Genomic DNA, 19203 nt, shown 5'->3' with positions numbered 1-19203 from the left:
CGATCCCACTCCGCATTCGTCAGATCCCCACGGCCCATACCGCCAGCCTGCCCCAACACCCCACTCACGTCAGGAGATCCGAGAAACAGCGCCTAAGAGACACGCCCTAGCCGCTGACCTGGGCCAGTGCTTCGAGGAGGTGTTTGCGGACGAGGTCCAGTGCGGCGATCTTCTCCTCCACGTCGGTGAGCCTGCGGGTGATGACCTGCGCGCTCGCGGGACAGATGGGACCGTCGGCGATGTCTTGATCGAGACAGGGCAGGAAGGAGCGGACGTCATTGGCGGTGAGGCCGAGTGAGAGCAGCAGTTTGATCTTGCCCACCTGGGTGACCTTCGACTCGTCATATTCCCGGTAGCCGTTCGGCGCGCGCCGGGGGTGGAGCAGGCCCTGCTGCTCGTAGTAGCGCAGTGCCCGGATGGTGGTGCCGACCTTGTTTGCCAGTTCTCCGATGAGCATTGTCCTATCTTCATCCACCCGTGCTCAGGCCGCCGTCGACTCGAATGACCGAGCCGGTGAGATAGCTGGCTTCGGGGCGCACCGCGTTGACGATCCACCAGGCGATTTCCTCCGGTCGGGCGAGGCGCCCAAGCGGGATCCGGGCCCGAAGGTCCTTTCCCGCCGCGGCGATCTGCTCGTCCGAGAAACCGGCGTGGCTCAGCACCGGTGTCGCGGTGACCCCGGGAGCCACTGAGACAACGCGAATGCCGCGATGCGCAAGTTCGACAGCCCAGGTATGGGTCAGAAAGTCGAGAGCCACCTTTGTGGATCCGTAGACCGAGTTGTTCGGCCAGCCGTAGTGGGGCGGGTTGGATGTGACGTTGACGATGGTGCCGCCCGCGCCCAGGTGTGGCAGAGCATGTTGGGTGACAAACATCGGGGCGAGAAGGTTGGTGGCGAGCTGTTCCTCGGCGACCTTCCGGTCGATCGCCTCGAGCGGAGCCGGACGAGTGATCGCAGCGTTATTGACCAGGGCATCGATGCGGCCGGATGAGTCGAGCGCGGCGGCGACGATCTCGGCCGGGGCGTTCGGCGCGGCGATGTCGGCGACGAACGTGCGTATGCGCGGGTGTTCTTGGGCGGTCTCCACCAAGCGTTCGACAGTCCGCCCGATGATGAGAACCTCGGCGCCCGCGGCGGCGAACTGCCGGGCCGTCGCACGGCCGATCCCGGTGCCTCCGCCGGTGATGAGCACTGCCCGGCCCTGAAGGGTGTTCGTCTTTTCCATGGTCGGGACGCTAAACCTTGACCCCGGGGTCAAGGTCAAGCTCTAGGGCTGTAGTGGGTTTTGATGGGGGGTGAGGTGAGGGCTGCGAAACGCCTGCACGCAGCCGGATCCACCGAATGCGGCGGGTCGGCCGACGTGTCACCAGACCCGGCGAATCTATGTGTAGCTGCCCGCCGCGCGGCCCGGCTGACGGCGCTGCTGGAGTGGGCACGGGTGCTCGTCTGAAGCTCCCGCGACCACCGTTCCAGAACAGGGTTGGGGGCGATGGGCTCCTGCTTCCCGGGGCGGCGACATCTTGCCGTGTGGCCGGCAGGGGCAACCCTTCCGGGTGTGCGGTGGTCTTTCCGGGCGTCGCGTTCGGAGGTTCAGCCTCTGTCGACTCGTGCTTGTCATCGATTGGAAAGGGTGCAGTTCATGGAGCTCGATCCCAACCTTTGCCTGGTCGTTCCGGAGGGTTTCGACGACAGGGACGCCGAGAGTCAGGTGCATCCCATGGCCAGGAAGCTGTTCTCCGCCACAACCGTCGCGGAAGCCTTCAGGAAAGCGCACGTGTGGGTGGGGGAACAGAAAGTCTTCCTGGTGGATGTTTCATGGGATTTCGCGCACGACGAGGACGAGCCGTACACGCTGAGCATCTATTTTACGTTCGAGCTGGAGCCCGGAAACGTCTGACATCGGCCATGCAGTTTCTTTGGGACAGCCGGTCGTTGGTCTGTGTGTGCCGTTGACTGACCTTCGCCGGTCGGCCGGGGCGGGGCCGGCTCCAATCACCAGGTGATCTGCGACGGACACGGCATACCCCGCAGTGATCCTCACCGGCGGAAACCGCAGCGACGTCACCCAGCTCATGCCACTCAAGCGATCCCACGGGGCGATCCGACCCGTCCGGGGCCGCGTCGGGCACCCGCGCCGAAAGTCCGACTCCCGTTTCGCTGACCGCGGTTACGACCACGACGTCTGCTATGACGAGGTCCGGGCCCCTGGGCATTGTGCCGGCCATCGCCTGCCGGGGCACCTGGCATGGACCTGGCCTGGGAACCTGCCGATGGGTGTTCGAGTGAACCTTCGCCCAGCTCGACAGCTTCGAACGCGTCAGAATCCGCTGGGAACGACGAGCCGATATCGATGAAGCGTTCCTCAAAGTGGCCTGCTGTCTCACAACCCGCCGCCAACTCGGCTCATGGTGTGAGCCGTTGTAAGCGGGTTGCGCGTGATGATGAAGACTGTGGGCATGGAGTTCTTCTGCTATCACCGCGATCGGCCCGGCTCAATGGCGCTGCGCCACGAGCTGTTGGAAGAGCACTGGTCCTATATGGACCGGTACGCGACGGAGATGATCGCCCGCGGTCCGACCATGACCGGCGACGGCGAGGCGCCCACCGGTAGCGTGCACATCGTCGACCTGCCAGATCCCGCCGCCGCCCGCGCGTTCGCCTTCGACGAGCCTGGCTACCAAGCAGGCGTGTACCGCGACGTGCTGCTGCGCCGGTGGCGCAACATGTTGGGGCGCACCATGTGGGATTTCCCCGGTGGCCGCACCGGTGGCAACCGGTACCTGGTGCTCGGCCTCGGCACGGGCCAGGCTGCCGACCTTGCCGTGCCGCCCGGCCAGGAGGAGTTGATCGCGTACGGGCCGCTGCTGTCTGACGACGGCGCCACCTGGCTGGGTACGGCGGTGCTGGTGCGGGCATCGGACCCGGATACGGCACGCGGCGCCCTCACCCCGGACCGATACGCCGACATCGAAGTTCACAACTGGCAGTTCGGCGGGCGGCCGTCATGAACCGAGGCGTCGCCGGCCTTCCACGTCATGGCCGGGCCGCTCGCTCGACAGGCCGCCCACTGATCATCCACCAGCCGTCCCGCCGGGCCGGCCTGACCCCAACTCAATCGCTTCCAAGACCGTTGGTGGGGTGTTGCAGTAGTCGGCTGCAACCTGGCCGTCACAGCGATGATCCGCAGATCCTGCTCTTCGTAGTTGTAAGGGCTGGAGGGGGCGAGGAGTTCGATCACGCCTGGAAGGACGCGGCCTGGCGGCCGCACGTTCCCCCCTCGAAGGAGGGATCACGCAACCGATGTCTTCGCGGGGGCCGATGAGCTTGTCAGCGCCGAGGGCCGGCTGGGACGGGGCACAGGTTCTCCTCAGCCCAGACCGGCGACGGCTGGGCCGGGCCGGACTTGATCAACGCGGGGATCAACTCAGCTTCCTCGCCCGCGATGGTGCCCTTCATCGACCTGTAACCGCCGCAGCCGAGGGGGGCCTTGGCTTGTCGTTCTAACCTCGAGCCCCGAACGGGTGATCAAGATCGGGACGCCGTTCGGGATACGAGGTCAAAAGGCAACGAGCAGGGTCTTCAGCAGGCATGGCACGCATCGTCTCGCCCCCACGGTGAGCCACAAGAAACGCCCTAGTAGTTCAGTCTGACTTCGCGATCTTGTCGAGGGTGTAGCGCCTCAGTTGGCGGGAGGTCTGGTGCTGCACGTATATCGCGTTGTGGGTCCCGGGGCGCCGCCATAAGGTCACCGGCATGTCTGTACGTCTTCGTATGCGTCAAGCACTGCCGGAAGCGATGCGCGCCCGTGACAAGGCCGCGGTGAGCGCCCTGCGCGCAACACTTGCTGCGCTGGACAACGCTGAGGCGGTGCCTGTGGACGAAGCTGAGCTCCGCGGCTTGGCCATTGAGCAGTCGCCGGCTGGTGTCGGCGCCACCGAAGCAGCGCGGCGTGAGCTGAGCGAGCGCAGTGTGGTGGATGTCGTGCGCGCCGAGGCCGCCGAGCGACTGGAAGTTGCAGCGCAGTTGACTGCGCCCGCGCATGCTGACCGAGCCGCGCAGCTCCGCGCGGAGGCCGCCGTGCTGCTTCGCTTCCTCGACGGTCCCGGCACGGCATAGGGAACGGCGTCGCATCGCGCCCGAAGCGACGCAGGAGCAGGCTGGGAAACAGACGCGGCCACCGCGTGGTCATCGGGGGTTGTGTGGATTCCTGAAGATCGTGCTGTGGCCGTGGGCCAGGGCGTAGACCCTGTCCGTTGGCGGGCGATGTTGGGACCAGGTCATGGCCCGGATCGCGGGTCGGTTCGGGCGGGTTGAGCCCCGGGTGACCGCCCGCGCCTATCTGCTCGGGCTGGTGTCGGGTGTCGAGCGCAAGAACTGCTGGCGGCTGGCCGAGCAGGCCGGCAGCTGGGCCGAGATCCTTGGCAAGGGCCACGGTCAGCGCCCGCAAGATCCGCACCTTTGGGTTGTCGTCGCCGGCCGGCACCGCGAGGCAGCTGCTCTCCCAGGGTGCGTCCAACCGGAACGAACACGGCTCCCGAACCTCGGTCACCCCTGGGTGGCTGGGTCCGTTGATCGAGACCACGTCGCAGTGGTGCAGGAGCTGTCGAGGGTCGCCGTGGTCTGGACGTCGGGCGGCGTAGTTGTCCATCACCGGGTGCAGTTCGTGGTCCGGTCATTCACGAAGGCTGATCCATTCGGCCTTCCAGTTCGACGTCGAGTGGGCGCGCATGACGTCCGCAGGCAGGGCGAGTCCCAGCGCCTGCCGGCCCTCGCGCCACACCAGCCGCTCGGCGACGAGGTGCTCCAATGCTGCGTCGACGGCGTCGGGAGCGATGCCTTCAGTGCTCAAAGCGCGACGGACGTCGGAGACCGAGCGCGGATTCCGGTCGAACTCCTTGTAGACCCGCCAGACAACCTCGTCCACATCGAGCAGGACCGGTGGACCGAACCGGGAGTCCGTGAACCGGGCACCGGCTTGAGTGCGCTCCCAGAAGAGCATGACGTCTCTTCTCCGGTGCTGGTTCTTCCAGTGCTCGATCTGGTGGACCAGGATCCGGTGAGCTTCGGCGAGCTCTGGCGGGGTGTCGAACGTGCGCTTGAAGCAGTAGGCGTAGTTGTCGAGCTGCATCCCCGACCGCCGAAGGAAGTCCTTTGAGAACATCACGTCGTAGCGCCAGTCGTGCGTCGCCCGGACAGAGATGTCGAACCGCCAGGGGTAGGCCTGCAGTGGCGCGAAGCGAGTGATCTGGACCAGCGATCGGCTGATGGGTGGCACGAGGTGATAGATCGTCGGGATGCGGGCGAACAGGTCCTTGAACCAGTCGTCGATGCCGCAGAATGTGCAATGGCTCGTCTGGCCCCACCAGCAACCGCGTGACCCCTCGAGCGGGAGGGAGCGGGTCGTGATGGTGACCTTGTCGTTCTTCTCCAGAGCCGCGACGTCGGCGAACCAGTCGTCGAAGTCCGGGGTAGGTGCCGTTGCGAGATCGGAGAGGGCTGTGCGCCTGGCACTGACTCTTCCTCGGGTAACGACATTGGGCATGAGGTCCGGGTGGTCGGCGCCGACCGAGGCGAGCGCCAGCCTATGGATGGCTGGCTCGCCGTCACCCTGGACGATCGCGTCGATTTGCGGAAAAGTCTTGAGCACTTCGATTCCCGGGCGGCCCGCTGCGTGCGGCCGAAGCGGGGGGATCAGTCCTCGCACCAGGCGAGTTTGATGGGCATGTTCTTGGCCTCCTCGGCGCCCACGTCGTCTCGGGGCTGCGAACTGGCTGAGGGGGCGCAACCGCGGTGGCCGCTGGTGTCGGCGAATGGTCGCGCGGCGGGGAGTCGACACGGGGGCATCGAGCCCTGGCGTCAGCTCACGGTGAGGGTGGCTTTCATGGTCGGGTGGATGGTGCAGATGTAGGGGTAGCTGCCGGACGTGGACGGAGCGATGAAGGTGGCTGTTTCGCCGGCATCAATGTCGCTGGTGTCGAATGCCTTGTCCCCGGTGGCGGTCACGGTGTGCGTGACCGAGTCCTGGTTCTCGACGATGACCTTCGTCCCGGGGCTCACCTGAAGATTCGCCGGGCTGAACGTGAAGTTCTTGATCGCGATGTGCGCTGCACCGGTGTTGGAGGTGCTCGGGGCGGAAGAGGCGCTGGTGGTGGCGGGGGTGGTGTCGTTGCCGTTGTTCGAGCAGCCGGCCAGGGCGAGCAGGACGCAGGCTCCGCCGACTCTGAGGGCGGCGTGGACCCGGTGCGCATAGGTGAGTGACATGCCGGACTGACCTTTCCGACGAGGGATGCCGTGGTCTGGGCGCGGCCGGTGATCGGCCGCCGCATTCAGGTTCACCGTCCTCGGTGGCGCTCGCCAGAGCGGTACCGCCAGGCGCAGCGCCGTTCACCTGAATGCCGACGGGAGTCGCGCTTCATTCCGGGCGCGGAGGTCAGTGGGGTGCCGTGGCGCTGCTCGCGACCGGGCTGCTCTGCGCCACCGCTCTGACCCAGCTGCACCGCCGGGACCTCCTGACCGGCCACCCCGAATTCGAGGCGGTTGCAGGGCGAGGAGCCACGAGACCCGTCGGGTGGCGCTCTGCCCGACACTGCGCAGGGAGATCTCGACACCAAGAAGGCTGAGGTACACACGCGGCTGCGGGAGATGCAGGCCGCCGAGTGGACGCTGCGCCTGATTCTCTCGGCAGCAGAGCTAATCTGCTCGACGGGCGGAGAGGTGGTGGAGCGTGCAGTCGGTCGGGGCAGTTCGACTGGGTGGGGCAGATCGCCGTGGCAGTGACAGTGGGGGCGCTCTATGGTGCGCCATCCACTTTCACTCGGTCACGGTGTCGCCATGGCGATGGGCCACTCTCCATTCGCTGTTCTCGCGGCGGTACACCTGGGTGGCCCGCAGCGTGTAGGTGCGCGGCTGTCCGTCGACGGAGACGGAGGTGTGCTCGAGGCCGGCCGTATAGGCCATGTCGCCCACAACGTCGTACGCCTGCAGTTCGAACGCGTACGAGGTGCAGTCGGAGAAGCTCGTCCCGAGGGTGGCAAAGAGCTGGTCGAGCCCCTGCTGGCCGTTGGCGTTGCGCCACGCCCCCAGGACGCTCACAGGCTCGTTGCGTGACCAGAGCGCCCGACGGGGGGCCGCGTTGCCGTTGTGCAGCGCAAGCTCCGCCTCGTACAGGGCGGTCTTGACCCACGCCAGGAAATCGTCGCGGTCGCTCATGCCTTCATCATGCACCCGTCGATCGGGGTAGCACCGTCGACATGAGCGCTGCGCGCAGCATTGATGTCGCCAAGGGCGAGGTGGGCTTCGGCTTGGCGGGCCTGGTACATGACGGCGCCGCGGGTTTCGCGGTCGGTGTCGTACGGGTCTTTTCGTAAATACGCAGTACTGCATGTCAGTTCGCCGTAGCTATACGAGAGCAGGGCCGAAGATGGTGCGAACCGCGCGCCCCAGGTCTTCGAGGTCCTTTTAGGACAGCGCACGAATGGTTCATTCGGCGCAAACCCTGTTTGCGAGGACGTCGACCTTGGGCAGCCAGAGATCATGACGCATGGAATTTCCCGATTCCTGCCGTGAATACGGAACTGATCGTGGCATCCCTTTCCGGGGTTGTGGCCCTGGCGAGCGTAGCCTACAGTGCCCAAGTAAATGGAAAGAATTCCCTCCTCAAAGACGACCTGGAGCGACAGTCGGCCGAGCGTCAGCGCATACTGGAGCGGCAGGACGTCATGAGCCGGTTTCGCGACCCGCTACTCTGGGCTGCTTTCGATTTTCAGTCCCGCCTCTACAACATTGCCGGCCAAGGCTTTTTGAGAGTGCACTTTGTGCAACCTCATGACCAGCTCTATGCAGTCCGCAGCACCTTGCATGTGCTCGCCGAGTACCTCGGATGGGTTGAGATTCTCAGGCACCGCATCTATTTTCTTGATCTCGGCAACCAAGAAGCCAACCGTAGAGTTGTGACGCTATTTGCGCGCATTGGCAGCGTTCTGAACGACGACAGCTATTCAGACCGACACTTTCAGTTGTTTCGCAGCGATCAGAGGGCTATCGGGGAACTGGTCAAAAGGATGACAAAGACGCTGATGGCTGCATCGGATATCCGGAGTTCTGTGCGCGACTGGAATCGGCCCCAGAGTTCGCTGCTTGGTTCACGCGTCTGTCCGACAGCATCGCCAAACTGGCTTCACTTGAGGGACGGCATCCACGCTTGGTAGACCTGCAAGTAGCCCTGATGGACTTGATTGACAATCTTGACCCGGAGCAAGAACGTTTCCCCCAGAAACGCCGATTCCGGTTGAACCACTCCTGAAGGTCAGTCCCACCCGGCGGGCCGCAACGACGCGCAAGCGGACCGCGGCCGTACCCCACCCGAGATCACGCGAGCCACGCGGCCACCATCTGCACCCCCGCCGCCTGGATGCCTACACCACCCTCGCCTACGAATACGCCGTCCACGAAGGCGACTTCCTAGAGAGTTCTCTCTGCGGGTGTTACGGCGGCTGTGGGTCGAGTCCGGTCTTCGCAAGAAGTCCGGCGAGTAACTCCGGCCGGTACTGCAGTCGTCGGCGTGCCTGAGCCGCGGAGAAGCTGCCTCCCCGGCGTCGAAGCTTGACCCTTACAAGCCCGCCATTGGTGGCACGGGTGCGGGTTTCGCCCACACGATCGATGAGTTCCGCCTCGCCGCGGGCCTTATCTAGTGTTGCTGGGCCTCCGGTGCAGGCCAGCGCGTATCTACGACGTTCAGGCACGTCAGGCAAGTAGTCGAGCTGTACGGCACGCACCCTGAACAAACTGCCGTTTCGGTTGGCTCCGTTGGCTGTTCAGGGCGCGGAGGTGGGTGGTCTGAACGAACCACCGGATCATGCGAGCATGTGGTCTGTTCAGACCGGCTGATGGGGGTTCACCGTGTCCGAGGCTCCGTACAACTTCGACTGCCTGCGTCTGCGCACCGCGCGGGAGGTACGCGGCCTGACCGTCGCCGAGATCGCTAGGGCGGCCGGCACCAGCGACCGGGCGGTCAGCTTCTACCTGAGCGGTCAGCGGCACCCGCGAGCCGAGGTCCTGCCACGCCTGGCCCGGGCGGTCGGCCTGGACGACCCGCTCAACCTGTGCGACCTCCCGGGTGACGGAGAGCGGATCGTCCACCTGCGAGTGCGGATCGGCAAGAGCCGCACGACGATGGCGTCCGAGCTCGGCTGGCACCCAGAGACCTACCGGGAGTGGGAAACCCGCGGCCACGCCCCGGACAAGATGAGCGGCCCCCGGGACACCTGGGAGCCGGACCCCAGCCGGGAAGGCTGGGGTTGGCGGGTGTCCACCCCGTTCTTCACCAGGCCCGTGGTCGAGCGGGGCGCGAGCATCGACGGGGCCTGGCTACCCCCGGTGTACGGACCACACGAGTACGGCAAGCCCGAGCACGAAGGCGTCTTCGCGGTACCGGCCGAACGCCTCCACCAGGCGCTCCGCCGGACCCAGGCCGACTGGGAGACTGCGTGTGCGCAGTGGAACCGCGAGAACCCGGACCTCGCCGCGGACGTCACCCGGGCCGCCGAGCACGCCCACCGGTGAGCGTTTTCAGAGCGGTTCCCACGCCGCACGAGAACGCGCACACACTGACACCGGCTCACCGGCCGCTCAGGCCGGAAGCAACGACCGAGGCCCTGGCCGCCCCGCCTTCGACCCGACCCTCGGCGCGCCTACCACCACCCGCGCCCGGCGCTCCTTACTGCCCGGCAGGCGACCGTCCGCTCCTTCGTGCACGTCACGCCCGGTCGGCCCGAGGCTGATCGAGGCGGGCACCGCAGTCGGGGCAGAACGGGCGCGACATGTCCGCGACGGCGGATCCGCAGCCCGGGCAGGTCGTCCTGACGGCCACGACGGGCATCACCATCGGCATGCCGTTCACGGGGAGGTACCCGACGACAGTCTCGGCGGCCCGGCCGTGCCGCGCGTCCCGGACCAGCTGATGGTGGATGACCACCTGCCGGACCGCGGAGGACGGTCCGGCGGCGAGCCGCTGGCGTACCCGGACGAGTTCGGCGAGGCCGGCACGGCCGCGCTCGCCGGCTCCGCGCATCCGCTGCTCGGCGCCGACGAGAAAGAGCATCAGGTCGAGGTGGTCCCGCGCGGCGGCAGCCGCAGCGGCCCGGCGGACCAGGGCCGCGTGCAAGTGGACGCCCTCAATGTGACGGAAGTGGTCGTACATCCCGGGCGTCACAGGCCCCGGCATCATCGACGCCGCCATCGCCGGCAGGTACAGCAGGTTGGTCGACTCGCGCAGGAGGCGGCTCCATTCCGGGGTGCTGAGGTGGTCGCCGAACTGGACGGCGAGGTGCCAGTCGTCCAGCGCCGAACTCCCGGAACGCTCCCGCCAGCGCGCCTTGGCGCTGTACACGTCGGCTGGCCCGGCGGTGAGCGCCTGCGACCACAGCCCGGACTGCTCCGCCGTCCGGCCCTGGTGTCCGAGCTGGTCGGCCAGTCCGATCACGGCACCAGGCTCGCCGGCCTCGACCGCCGCGCGCCACGCCCGCTCGGCCGCCTCGGTGTCGCCGCACAGCTCCAGGTGGTCGGCCAGACCGCTGTGGGCCCGCGGTTCGCTGGCGGCGACGGCGTCCAGCCAGAGCCGTCCGGCGTCGGCCGCCCGGCGGTGGGCGTGGAACAGGTCGGTGAGCGCGCGCCGGCCGTCCGGGTCGCCGGCGGCGCTCGTCTCCCGCCAGGTCTCGGCGGCCTCGTCGATCCGGCCCTGCCATTCGAGCAGGTAGGCCAGGCCGCCGCGGTGCTCCGGGTGGCCGTCGGCGATCGCCGTGCGCAGCAGCTGTTCCGCCTCGGCGAGCCGGTCCCGGGCTACGAGCAGGGCGGCCAGTCCAGTACGCGCCTCGGCGCTGCCGGCGTGCAGCGCCGAGCGGTAGAGCGCCTCGGCAGCCGTGGGCTGGGTCTGCTCGGCGGTCGCGGCGGCCCGGCACAGCTCGTCGGGGTCGGTGACCCGGCGGGCGATCTCCCCCCAGACGGGCTCCGGGACCGGCACGTCCGCCCGGGTGCGGATGCCGTGCTGGAGCAGGAAGTCGGACACCACGTGGCCGACGGTCCGGCGGTTCTCCGAGTCGGCCACCCGTGCCAGGGGCGCCATGACGCCGTCGCTCCGGCGGACGGTCGTCACCTCGGCCAGGGCGGGGGTGAACCAGGCGTCGTCCTCCTCCGGGGCGGGCAGGTAGGCCCGGGCGAGCGCGCACAGCAGCTCCGCGGTGAGCGGGACACGCAGGCCGATCCGATGGGCGTCGATCGCTGCGGTGATCACCGCCTTCGCGGCCGACGGCGCCTCCTGCCACCGCCACACCGTGGCCGGACCGCCCGCGAGCACCTCGGTCACCCCGTGCCGCCGGTCCGCGGTCGCCGCCGCCATCCGCCCGTCCGTCCGGGCGAGCCGCTCGGCCGCCGCGCGCTCGACGGCGTCGAAGGTTTCGAGGAAGAGCCGGTTCACTCCCGGAAAGGTGAGCACCGCGTGGGCTGCGGGGTGGGCGGGTGTCCGATCCGGCCCCTGGGCGACCAGCCTGCTGTACGTCTCCGGCCACAGGGTGCCGACCAGCACGACCGGGGTGGGTGACTCCAGCAGTCTCCGCACTACCGGCAGGGTGAGCGTGCGCTGGGGTTCGACCAGGTAGCGCTCCAGCTCGTCCAGCCAGATCACCAGCCTGGGCAGCCGGAAGGTCGCATCGGCCACCTCGGTGACCAGGGCGGCGTCATCCGGGTGGAGCAGCGCGAACCGGGGCAGCGCCTCCCGTACCGCCTCGTACGCCAGCCGGGTCTTGCCCACCGAGGAGTCGCCGACGATCAGCAGGAATCCACCCCTGGCCGCCGCCTCCTCGCGCAGCCAGCGAATCAGCGCGGGGTAGCTGCCGCGCTCCACCCAGGTCGGCAGGTACGGGTCCGGCTGCGGGTCGTGCGGCAGGCGGACGGTGTCCTCCGGCAGCGCGACCGCCCGGTGCACGCCGAGCCGGAGGGGATCGGCCGCGGTCACCAGGGGCAGCGCACCCCGGCGGCCCATGTGCGCCCGCAGCGCCGCCACCGCGGCCCGGTCCGCCTGGCCCCCCGCCTGGCGCCGCTCCAGCCACGGGCGCAGGGCGGCATCCTGAACCACCGTCAGGATCGCCGCTCCCGGCGCGGCCCACCACGCCGAGGCACCCAGGCCCTGGAGCAGCACGCCACCGCCGGCCAGCGCCGCCACGAAGAACACCGGAGCCATCACCCAGCGCGCTCTCGGTCGGTATGCCATGGCCAGTATTCAACCGGCGGCCCACCGCCCGTGTCCGGGGAACCCGGGGACCGCCATTTTCGACCGAAACGTTTGGCGTGCCAGCGGTGCCGTACGTGCCTCACGAACCCCCAGATATCCGTAAGGCACGTGGCCTACTGGCCCCGTCCCTCACATGCCTGAACCCTCGGGGCGACCCCAGATAACGTCGTCTGCATGTTGGGAACGTCCCCCTTCCGCGCCTGCGGGAGGCCCGAGATGAGATGACAAGGAGCGTGCACACCGTGGACCAGGAGAACGTGAGCGCCACCCTGACTGTCGCCGTGCCCGCCGCGAGGGTGTTCGCGGTGCTGGCGGACCCGACGACCCATTCTGCGATCGATGCACCGGCTGGGTTCAGGAATCTGTCGACCGGGCGCCGCTGACCGAGGTGGGGCAGATTTTCCGGATGGACATGTATCACGCCAACCATCCAAACGGTGACTACCAGGTGGTCAACAAGGTCCAGGTGCTCGACCCGCCGCGCGCCATTGGCTGGCTGACGGGGCAGGAGAAGGGCGACGGTCACCTGGAGTTCGGCGGCTGGATCTGGCGTTACGACCTTGCACCGCTCGGTCCGTCCGAGACTAACGACCTCGTGCATGGTTAGCGGTGACGATGGCTAGAGCGGGTCGTTGGACCGTTTGTGGTGGGGGTTGAGGCACGTAGGTTGATCATGTCGGAGCGTCGGATCACGGGGCTTTCGGCGGTCGTGATTGCTGATCTGGTGGCGGAGTTGGGGCCGGTGTGGCAGGCTCGAAGAGATGCCGAACTGGCTGATCGTCCGCGTCGGCGAGCCGTCGGTGCGGGTGCGAAGTACAGGCTGGTCTTCGTCGACCGGCTGCTGGCCACCCTTGTCCACCTTCGGCACGGCGTCACACACGATGTCCTGGCCTGCTGGTTTCAGGTTGACCGGTCGACGATCACCCGCGCGGTCGGGGAAATCCGGCCTCTCCTCGCCGACCGCGGCTGCCGCATCGCAGGCGGCCTGCGGTTGCGAAACCTTGCCGACGTCACCGCCCATCCGCGCAGCGGCGGGTCTCCTCACCGACCAACAAGCAACCCAACACACCAAGGCACTCGCACTGCCCGCCGCACAGACGTGATCACAACACCGGCCGCTACCCCGGCACGACCTCACGCTAATCACGCACGAGCTTGTAAGGTCACAAGTCCTAGCCAGGACGGAACAGTTGTGCCCCGGATCCGTTGTGCGGATCCGGGGCACAACCGTGTTCAGGCCGCCTCAGGGAAGTGGCAGGCGACCTCCCGCGGCTCGCCCGGTGGGGCGATCCGCAGCAGTGGCGCCTCGGTGCGGCAGATTGCCTGGGCCTTGGCGCAGCGCGGGTGGAAGGTGCAGCCCGGTGGGGGAGCGGCCGGGCTGGGCGGGTCGCCCAGGAGCGTGATGCGCTCGCGGGCCCGCTCGGCTGCGGGGTCGGGCAGGGGCACCGCGGAGAGCAGTGCCCGGGTGTAGGGGTGGGCGGGGGCGGCGTAGACCCGTTCCTTGTCGCCGATTTCGACGATCCGGCCGAGGTACATGACGGCGACCCGGTCGCAGACCCGTTTGACGACGGAGAGGTCGTGGGCGATGAAGAGGTAGGCCAGGCCGAGCTCCTGCTGGAGGCGTTCCATGAGGTTGACGATCTGGGCCTGTACGGAGACGTCGAGGGCGGAGACGGGCTCGTCGGCGACGACCAGCCGGGGGCTGGTGGCGAGCGAGCGGGCGATGCCGATGCGCTGGGCCTGGCCGCCGGAGAACTCGTGCGGATAGCGGTCGATGTGCTCGGGGATGAGCCCGACCAGGTCCATCAGCTCGGCCGCCCGCTTGCGTGCGTCCGCCGACGAACTCCCTTGCGCCAGAAGGGGGTCGGAGATGATCCGGGCCACGGTCTGGCGCGGGTTGAGGGAGGAGTGCGGGTCCTGGAAGACCATCTGGAGTTCGCGGCGCAGTGGCTTGAGTTCGCGCTGGGACAGGTGGCTGATGTCGTGGCCGTCGTAGGTGATCGAGCCGGTGGTGGGTTCGAGGAGCCGTACGATCATGCGGCCGGTGGTGGACTTGCCGCAGCCGGACTCCCCGACCAGGCCCAGAGTTTCGCCCGCCGCGACGTCGAAGCTGATGCCGTCGACGGCCCGCACCGGGCTCGCACGTCGTCGTCCGGGGAAGGTCATCGTCAAGTCCCGTACGGACAACAGGGGTTCAGTGGTCATGAGGTGATGCCTTCGTACGCGGGGAAGTGGCAGGCGGCCGGGTGCCCGGCCGGTCCGCGGAGTGCGGGGCGCTCGGTCTCGCAGCGGGACCGCTCCTCGGCGGAACCGGCGGCCGGTCGCGGGCAGCGCGGCGCGAACGCGCAGCCGGGAGCGGGGGTGAGCAGGGACGGCGGGCTGCCGGGGATCGCCCGCAGTGGCGCGTCGTCGCTGTCGTCGAGACGCGGGAGGGAGTCGAGCAGGCCCCGGGTGTAGGGGTGGGCCGGGGACGCGAACAGGGCGTCGACCGGGGCCTGTTCGGCGGCCCGCCCCCCATACATCACCAGCACCTCGTGGGCGATCCGGGCGACCACCCCCAGATCGTGCGTGATCATGATGACGGCGAGGCCCCGCTCCTGCTGGAGCCGGGCGATCAGCTCCAGGATCTGGGCCTGCACGGTGACATCCAGGGCCGTGGTCGGCTCGTCCGCGATGAGCAGGTCGGGTTCGCAGACCAGCGCCATCGCGATCATCACACGCTGGCGCATGCCGCCGGAGAACTGGTGCGGGTACTCGCCCGCCCGGCGACGGGGTTCGGGGATGCCGACTTCGGCCAGCGCTTCCACCGCGCGTTCACGGGCAACCCTGCGGCCGGAGCCGAAGTGCACCCGGTGGTGCTCGGCGATCTGCTCGCCGACCGTGTAGTACGGATGGAGACTGGAGAGCGGATCCTGGAAGATCATCGCCATCTTCCTGCCACGGAGCCGGTTCAGCTCGCGCTCGGCCAGGCCGACCAGTTCCCGGCCGCCGAGGGTGATGGAGCCGGTGACCTCGGCGTCGGTGTGCAGGCCCATCACGGCCATGGAGGTGACCGACTTGCCGGAGCCGGACTCGCCGACGATGCCGAGGGTCTGCCCCTGCCGTACCTCGAAGGAGAGGGAGTCGACGGCCCGTACCGGACCGTGCTTGGTCGGGAAGGTGACCGTCACATCTCGTACGGACAGAAGGGATTCAAGGGCTGCCATCAGTACCTCACCCTCGGGTCCACGACGGCGTACAGCAGATCGACGGCCAGGTTGGCGACGACGATGAAGGTGGCGGCGAGCAGCGTGACGCCGAGGATGACCGGCTGGTCGCCGGTGGACAGGGCGCCGTAGAAGAGCCGCCCGATGCCCGGCAGCCCGAAGATGGACTCGGTGATCACCGCGCCCGCGAGCAGGCCGCCCAGGTCCATGCCGAAGATGGTGAGGATCGGGGTCATGCCGGCCCGCAGCCCGTGCTTGACAACGACCGTGCGGCGCGGCAGGCCCTTGGCGCGGGCAGTGCGGATGTACGGCTCCGCCATCGTCTCGATCATCGAACTGCGGCTCTGGCGCGCGTACATGGCGGCGTACAGGATGGCGAGCGCCAGCCAGGGCAGCAGCAGGTTGGAGGCCCAGTCGAGGGGGTCGGACCCGAACGGCACGTACTCGGGATAGGGCAGCAGCCCGGCCACCCGGATCAGCCCGTAGATCAGCATCACCGAGGTGAAGTAGACGGGCAGCGAGGCGGCGGCGACCGCGCCGACCATCAGGGCGCGGTCGGTGAGGGTGTCCTTGCGCAGGGCGGCGGCGACTCCGGCGGAGAGCCCGAGGAGCAGCCAGATCACCGCGGCGCCCAGGGCGAGCGAGGCGGAGACAGGAAGCCGGTCCATCAGCAGGTCCCACACGCCCTGGCTGTTCTCGTACGAGTAGCCCAGGCAGGGGAAGCCGCAGTGCAGGGCGTACTGGCCGCCGCCCATGGTGCGTCCGGTGAAGATGCCGGTGACGAAGTCCGTGAACTGCCGCCACAGCGGGTCGTCCAGGCCCATGTGGGTGCGGATCGCCTCCAGGCGCTCCGCGCTGCACGACTTGCCGCAGGCCGCGGCGGCCGGGTCGGAGGGAAGGACGTAGAAGATGGTGAAGGTGACGGCGGCGACGGCGATCAGGACTCCGACGACGCCGAGCAGCCTGCGGCCGAGATAGAGGATCACGTGCGGCTTCCTCTCGGGTCGAGGATGTCCCGCAGCGCGTCACCGAGCAGGGTGAACGCGAGCACGGTGAGGAAGAGGCAGAGGCTCGGGATGACGAAGTACATGGGGTCCGTGTCGTAGAAAGCGACGCTCTCGGCGATCATCTGGCCCCAGGAGGGGGTGGGCGGACGGACGCCGACCCCCAGGTAGCTCAGAGCCGCCTCGGTGGCGATCATGCCCGGGATGATCAGGGTGGTGTACGCGATGACGGGCCCGGTGACGCCCGGGAGGATGTCGCGGGTCAGGATGCGCCACGGCCCTGATCCGCCCACCCGCGCGGCATCGACGTACTCGCGGTGCTTGAGCGAGAGGGTCTGGCCGCGCACGACGCGAGCGATGCCGGGCCAGCCGAACAGGCCGATGACGGCGGTCATCAGCACGATCCGGTTGACGTCCTTGGCCACCGACATCATCGCGATCATGAAAATGAGGGAGGGGAAGGACATGGTGAGGTCCATCAGCCGGGAGAGCACGGCGTCGGTGCGGCCGCCGAAGTAGCCGGCCGCGATCCCGGCCGCCGTCCCGGCGGCGACGACGATCGCGGTCGCGGCGAAGGCGATGAGCAGCGAGACCTGGGCGCCGTGCACGACCCGGGCGAACAGGTCGCGGCCGGTGACGGGTTCGACGCCGAGCCAGTGCTCGGCCGAGACGCCGCCGAGCGGACCGAGGGGCTGGCCGCCCAGGTAGGGGTCGATGGCGGACTTGTCGAACTCCTCGGGGCCCCAGCCGCCCAGCGCGCCCAGCAGCGGGGCGGCCACGGCCATGACCGCGAAAAGTGCGACGACGACGAGAGAGATCTTCACGGAGGTGCGACGGCGCAGTTCCGCGCGGGCGAGCTGCCAGGGACCGCTGCCCGCGGGAACGGATGTCGAGATGGTGGTGGACATGAGGTGACGGTCCCTCAGTTTTCGCTCTTGGCCGGGTCCTTGAGACCGACCGTCGCGTAGTCGATCTGCCCGCCGAAGGAGGTGTGGCCGAAGGCGCCGGCGATGTTGGTGCCGAGCAGCAGCGGCATGCGCTCGATGACGGCGGGTGCGGTCGGGGCCTTGGCGAGGATCTGGCCGTCCAGTTCCCGCCATGCGTTGCCCGCCTGCTGGGCGTCGGTCATGGCGGCGATGTCGTCCATCCGCTTCATGGTCGGCTGGTCGCGGAAGAGCGAGTGGTTGCCGGAGTTGCCCTTCTCCTTGATGTAGCGGCCGTCGAAGACGAACGGCAGGAAGGTGGAGCCGGAGGGGTAGTCCGGGCACCAGCCTGTGTAGACGAGGTCGGTGCGGTTCTTGGTGTCGCCGATGGTGTCGTAGAAGGCGGACGGGTCGACGGTCTCGATGGTGACTTTGATCCCGGCCCGGCCCAGGGACTGCTGGATGGCCTCGCCGACTCCCTTGTCGCCGTTGGAGACGGTGATGCTGGTGGCGAAGCCGTCGGCCTTTTGGGCCTCCTTAAGCAGTTGCTTCGCCTTCTCCACGTCACCGGTGGCCGGGATCTTCAGGGTGTCGGGCTGCTTGCCGCCGAAGAGCGGACCGGGCATGTAGGCCGTGGCCACATCGTTGAGGGCCGGACCGCCGGAGGCGGTCACGATGGCCTCGCGGTCGAGCGCGTATTGCACGGCCTGGCGGACCTTCATGCTGTCGAACGGCGCACGGCCCGTGTGCATCTGCACCATCTCGGTGCAGTTGGTGGACTCGGCAAGGAGCCGCGCCTTGACGTCGGCCTTGGTGAGCACCTTGGGGGTGCTCTCGGGGCGCAGCTTGCCCCAGGGGACGGCGGAGGCGTCGGCGCCCGAGGCGGCGATGAGCCGGTCGTCGATCTGGTTGGCCTTCAGGCCCATCGTCACGACCACCTTGTCCGGGTAGGCCTTGCGCACCTGGTCCGTGTTCGGGTCCCAGTGGGTGTTGCGGACCAGCACGAGCCGCTTGTCGCGGTCGTACGACTCGATCTTGTACGGGCCCGAGGAGAACGGGCGGTTGTCGTACTGGGGGCCCTTGTCCTGGGCCTTGGGCACCGGGGCGAAGGTGGGCAGGACCGTCGCGTAGGGGAACTCGGCGAAGGGCTTGCGCAGTTCGAAGACGATCGTGTGGTCGTCGGGGGTCTTGACGGAGTCGAGGTGCTTGCCCTGGGCCGGACCCTGGTAGCCCTCGGCGCCGGCGAGGTAACGGGCCGCGTAGTCGGGGCCGCCGGGCAGGTCGGGCGAGAACGACCGCTCGACGTTGTACTTGATGTCCTGGGCGGTGATGGACGACCCGTCCTCGTACTTCAGGCCCTTCTTGAGCTTGAAGGTCCAGGTCCTGGCCCCGTTGGAGGAGGAGCCGAGGTCCTTGGCGAGGTCGGGGGTCAGCTCCCCGCCCTTCGCGCCGGGTTCCGCCTTGTACGTCACGAGGGTGCGGTAGAGCAGCCGCGTGCCGAAGTCCATGTCGCCCATGACCCAGTTGCGGGCCGGGTCGAGGTGGGTGAAGTCCTGGTTGGACAGGACCGTGAGGGTGCCGCCCTTCTGCGGAGTGCCGCCGACTACGGCGCCTTGGTTGGCGGTCGCCGGGTTCTTGCCTCCGTGGGCGCCTTGGCCCCCGGCCGGGTGCTTGGAGCCGGAACAGCCGGCTGCGCCGAGTGTGATGGTCGCCGCCAGGGCGGTAGCGACGGCGGCAAGGGTGCGCTTGTTCATCAGTGGTCACTCCGAGAACAGTCGGCCAGCCA

18 protein-coding genes and 3 pseudogenes are annotated in these 19203 nt (G+C 68.3%); 10 read left to right on the top strand and 11 right to left on the bottom strand.

What is annotated here, in order from left to right; all coding sequences use genetic code 11:
• Positions 1-106: 106 nt before the first annotated feature.
• The gene (locus tag ABZS64_RS33390; RefSeq protein WP_355837796.1) at positions 107-457 is read right to left on the bottom strand and encodes a MerR family transcriptional regulator; all 351 of its coding nucleotides are present in this window, start codon (positions 455-457) and stop codon (positions 107-109) included.
• Positions 458-467: 10 nt separating this feature from the next.
• Positions 468-1193, bottom strand: coding sequence for an SDR family oxidoreductase (locus ABZS64_RS33385; protein WP_355837804.1), 726 nt, complete (start codon positions 1191-1193; stop codon positions 468-470).
• Positions 1194-1640: 447 nt separating this feature from the next.
• Between ABZS64_RS33385 and ABZS64_RS33380 the strand changes: the two genes are divergently transcribed.
• The 5 genes and pseudogenes from ABZS64_RS33380 to ABZS64_RS33360 form a co-directional block, all read left to right on the top strand.
• On the top strand, positions 1641-1898 hold the full coding sequence (locus ABZS64_RS33380) for a hypothetical protein (RefSeq protein ID WP_355837794.1): 258 nt from the start codon (positions 1641-1643) through the stop codon (positions 1896-1898).
• 60 nt (positions 1899-1958) lie between these two features.
• Positions 1959-2425: pseudogene (locus ABZS64_RS33375) on the top strand (transposase); the annotation flags it as partial.
• A gap of 32 nt (positions 2426-2457) precedes the next feature.
• Entirely contained in the window at positions 2458-3009 is a 552-nt protein-coding gene (locus tag ABZS64_RS33370; protein WP_355837792.1) for a YciI family protein, read from the top strand.
• 787 nt (positions 3010-3796) lie between these two features.
• The gene (locus tag ABZS64_RS33365; protein WP_355837802.1) at positions 3797-4117 is read left to right on the top strand and encodes a hypothetical protein; all 321 of its coding nucleotides are present in this window, start codon (positions 3797-3799) and stop codon (positions 4115-4117) included.
• Positions 4118-4280: 163 nt separating this feature from the next.
• A pseudogene (locus ABZS64_RS33360) lies at positions 4281-4403 on the top strand (IS701 family transposase); the annotation flags it as partial.
• 270 nt (positions 4404-4673) lie between these two features.
• Here the strand turns inward: ABZS64_RS33360 and ABZS64_RS33355 are convergent.
• From ABZS64_RS33355 to ABZS64_RS33345, 3 genes are all read right to left on the bottom strand, one after another.
• On the bottom strand, positions 4674-5648 hold the full coding sequence (locus tag ABZS64_RS33355; RefSeq protein ID WP_355837806.1) for a hypothetical protein: 975 nt from the start codon (positions 5646-5648) through the stop codon (positions 4674-4676).
• A gap of 209 nt (positions 5649-5857) precedes the next feature.
• The gene (locus tag ABZS64_RS33350) at positions 5858-6262 is read right to left on the bottom strand and encodes a cupredoxin domain-containing protein (RefSeq protein ID WP_355837790.1); all 405 of its coding nucleotides are present in this window, start codon (positions 6260-6262) and stop codon (positions 5858-5860) included.
• A 549-nt stretch (positions 6263-6811) separates the two neighbouring features.
• The gene (locus ABZS64_RS33345; RefSeq protein ID WP_355837788.1) at positions 6812-7210 is read right to left on the bottom strand and encodes a nuclear transport factor 2 family protein; all 399 of its coding nucleotides are present in this window, start codon (positions 7208-7210) and stop codon (positions 6812-6814) included.
• A gap of 353 nt (positions 7211-7563) precedes the next feature.
• Here ABZS64_RS33345 and ABZS64_RS33340 point away from each other — a divergent pair, with 353 nt between their 5' ends.
• Together ABZS64_RS33340 and ABZS64_RS33335 are read left to right on the top strand one after the other, a co-directional pair.
• Complete coding sequence (locus tag ABZS64_RS33340; RefSeq protein ID WP_355837786.1) at positions 7564-8208, top strand: hypothetical protein; 645 nt, start codon at positions 7564-7566, stop codon at positions 8206-8208.
• Between the two features lie 691 nt (positions 8209-8899).
• On the top strand, positions 8900-9562 hold the full coding sequence (locus tag ABZS64_RS33335) for a helix-turn-helix transcriptional regulator (RefSeq protein WP_355837784.1): 663 nt from the start codon (positions 8900-8902) through the stop codon (positions 9560-9562).
• A gap of 193 nt (positions 9563-9755) precedes the next feature.
• On the opposite strand, the gene ABZS64_RS33330 is transcribed toward ABZS64_RS33335, so the two are convergent.
• Positions 9756-12263: a hypothetical protein gene (locus ABZS64_RS33330; RefSeq protein WP_355837782.1), complete on the bottom strand. Its 2508-nt coding sequence runs from the start codon at positions 12261-12263 to the stop codon at positions 9756-9758.
• A 263-nt stretch (positions 12264-12526) separates the two neighbouring features.
• On the opposite strand from ABZS64_RS33330, the gene ABZS64_RS33325 reads away from it, so the two are divergent.
• The 3 genes and pseudogenes from ABZS64_RS33325 to ABZS64_RS33315 form a co-directional block, all read left to right on the top strand.
• Positions 12527-12667, top strand: a complete 141-nt coding sequence (locus ABZS64_RS33325; RefSeq protein WP_355837780.1) for a hypothetical protein — start codon at positions 12527-12529, stop codon at positions 12665-12667.
• Between the two features lie 23 nt (positions 12668-12690).
• Positions 12691-12891 (top strand): hypothetical protein, encoded by a 201-nt coding sequence (locus tag ABZS64_RS33320; RefSeq protein ID WP_355837778.1) that lies wholly within the window; start codon positions 12691-12693, stop codon positions 12889-12891.
• Positions 12892-12957: 66 nt separating this feature from the next.
• Positions 12958-13194: pseudogene (locus ABZS64_RS33315) on the top strand (transposase family protein); the annotation flags it as partial.
• A gap of 323 nt (positions 13195-13517) precedes the next feature.
• On the opposite strand, the gene ABZS64_RS33310 reads toward ABZS64_RS33315, so the two are convergent.
• Genes ABZS64_RS33310 through ABZS64_RS33290 form a run of 5 tightly spaced genes read right to left on the bottom strand, consistent with a single transcriptional unit; the run spans position 13518 to position 19171 of the window.
• Positions 13518-14489, bottom strand: a complete 972-nt coding sequence (locus tag ABZS64_RS33310) for an oligopeptide/dipeptide ABC transporter ATP-binding protein (RefSeq protein ID WP_355837777.1) — start codon at positions 14487-14489, stop codon at positions 13518-13520.
• The gene (locus ABZS64_RS33305) at positions 14486-15490 is read right to left on the bottom strand and encodes an ABC transporter ATP-binding protein (RefSeq protein ID WP_355837775.1); all 1005 of its coding nucleotides are present in this window, start codon (positions 15488-15490) and stop codon (positions 14486-14488) included. The genes ABZS64_RS33310 and ABZS64_RS33305 overlap by 4 nt, the downstream gene beginning before the upstream one ends.
• Entirely contained in the window at positions 15490-16476 is a 987-nt protein-coding gene (locus ABZS64_RS33300; protein ID WP_355837773.1) for an ABC transporter permease, read from the bottom strand. The genes ABZS64_RS33305 and ABZS64_RS33300 overlap by 1 nt, the downstream gene beginning before the upstream one ends.
• A complete protein-coding gene (locus ABZS64_RS33295) occupies positions 16473-17402 on the bottom strand; it encodes an ABC transporter permease (RefSeq protein WP_355837771.1) in 930 nt (309 codons plus the stop codon). Before ABZS64_RS33295 ends, ABZS64_RS33300 begins: the two co-directional genes overlap by 4 nt.
• 14 nt (positions 17403-17416) lie before the next feature.
• Complete coding sequence (locus ABZS64_RS33290; RefSeq protein WP_355837769.1) at positions 17417-19171, bottom strand: ABC transporter substrate-binding protein; 1755 nt, start codon at positions 19169-19171, stop codon at positions 17417-17419.
• Positions 19172-19203: the final 32 nt, after the last annotated feature.

It is taken from the genome of Streptomyces sp. NPDC005408, assembly GCF_040606445.1.
Taxonomy (GTDB): Bacteria; Actinomycetota; Actinomycetes; order Streptomycetales; family Streptomycetaceae; genus Streptomyces.
The sequence above is the reverse complement of the archived record's forward strand: the minus strand, read 5'-3'. Positions and strand labels throughout refer to the sequence as shown.

Coding starts and splice junctions, on each gene's coding strand:
- ABZS64_RS33390 (WP_355837796.1), bottom strand. CDS start 457: ATGCTCATCGGAGAACTGGCAAACAAGGTCGGCACCACCATCCGGGCA.
- ABZS64_RS33380 (WP_355837794.1), top strand. CDS start 1,641: ATGGAGCTCGATCCCAACCTTTGCCTGGTCGTTCCGGAGGGTTTCGAC.
- ABZS64_RS33370 (WP_355837792.1), top strand. CDS start 2,458: ATGGAGTTCTTCTGCTATCACCGCGATCGGCCCGGCTCAATGGCGCTG.
- ABZS64_RS33365 (WP_355837802.1), top strand. CDS start 3,797: ATGCGCGCCCGTGACAAGGCCGCGGTGAGCGCCCTGCGCGCAACACTT.
- ABZS64_RS33350 (WP_355837790.1), bottom strand. CDS start 6,262: ATGTCACTCACCTATGCGCACCGGGTCCACGCCGCCCTCAGAGTCGGC.
- ABZS64_RS33345 (WP_355837788.1), bottom strand. CDS start 7,210: ATGAGCGACCGCGACGATTTCCTGGCGTGGGTCAAGACCGCCCTGTAC.
- ABZS64_RS33330 (WP_355837782.1), bottom strand. CDS start 12,263: ATGGCATACCGACCGAGAGCGCGCTGGGTGATGGCTCCGGTGTTCTTC.
- ABZS64_RS33320 (WP_355837778.1), top strand. CDS start 12,691: ATGGACATGTATCACGCCAACCATCCAAACGGTGACTACCAGGTGGTC.
- ABZS64_RS33310 (WP_355837777.1), bottom strand. CDS start 14,489: ATGACCACTGAACCCCTGTTGTCCGTACGGGACTTGACGATGACCTTC.
- ABZS64_RS33305 (WP_355837775.1), bottom strand. CDS start 15,490: ATGGCAGCCCTTGAATCCCTTCTGTCCGTACGAGATGTGACGGTCACC.
- ABZS64_RS33295 (WP_355837771.1), bottom strand. CDS start 17,402: ATGTCCACCACCATCTCGACATCCGTTCCCGCGGGCAGCGGTCCCTGG.
- ABZS64_RS33290 (WP_355837769.1), bottom strand. CDS start 19,171: ATGAACAAGCGCACCCTTGCCGCCGTCGCTACCGCCCTGGCGGCGACC.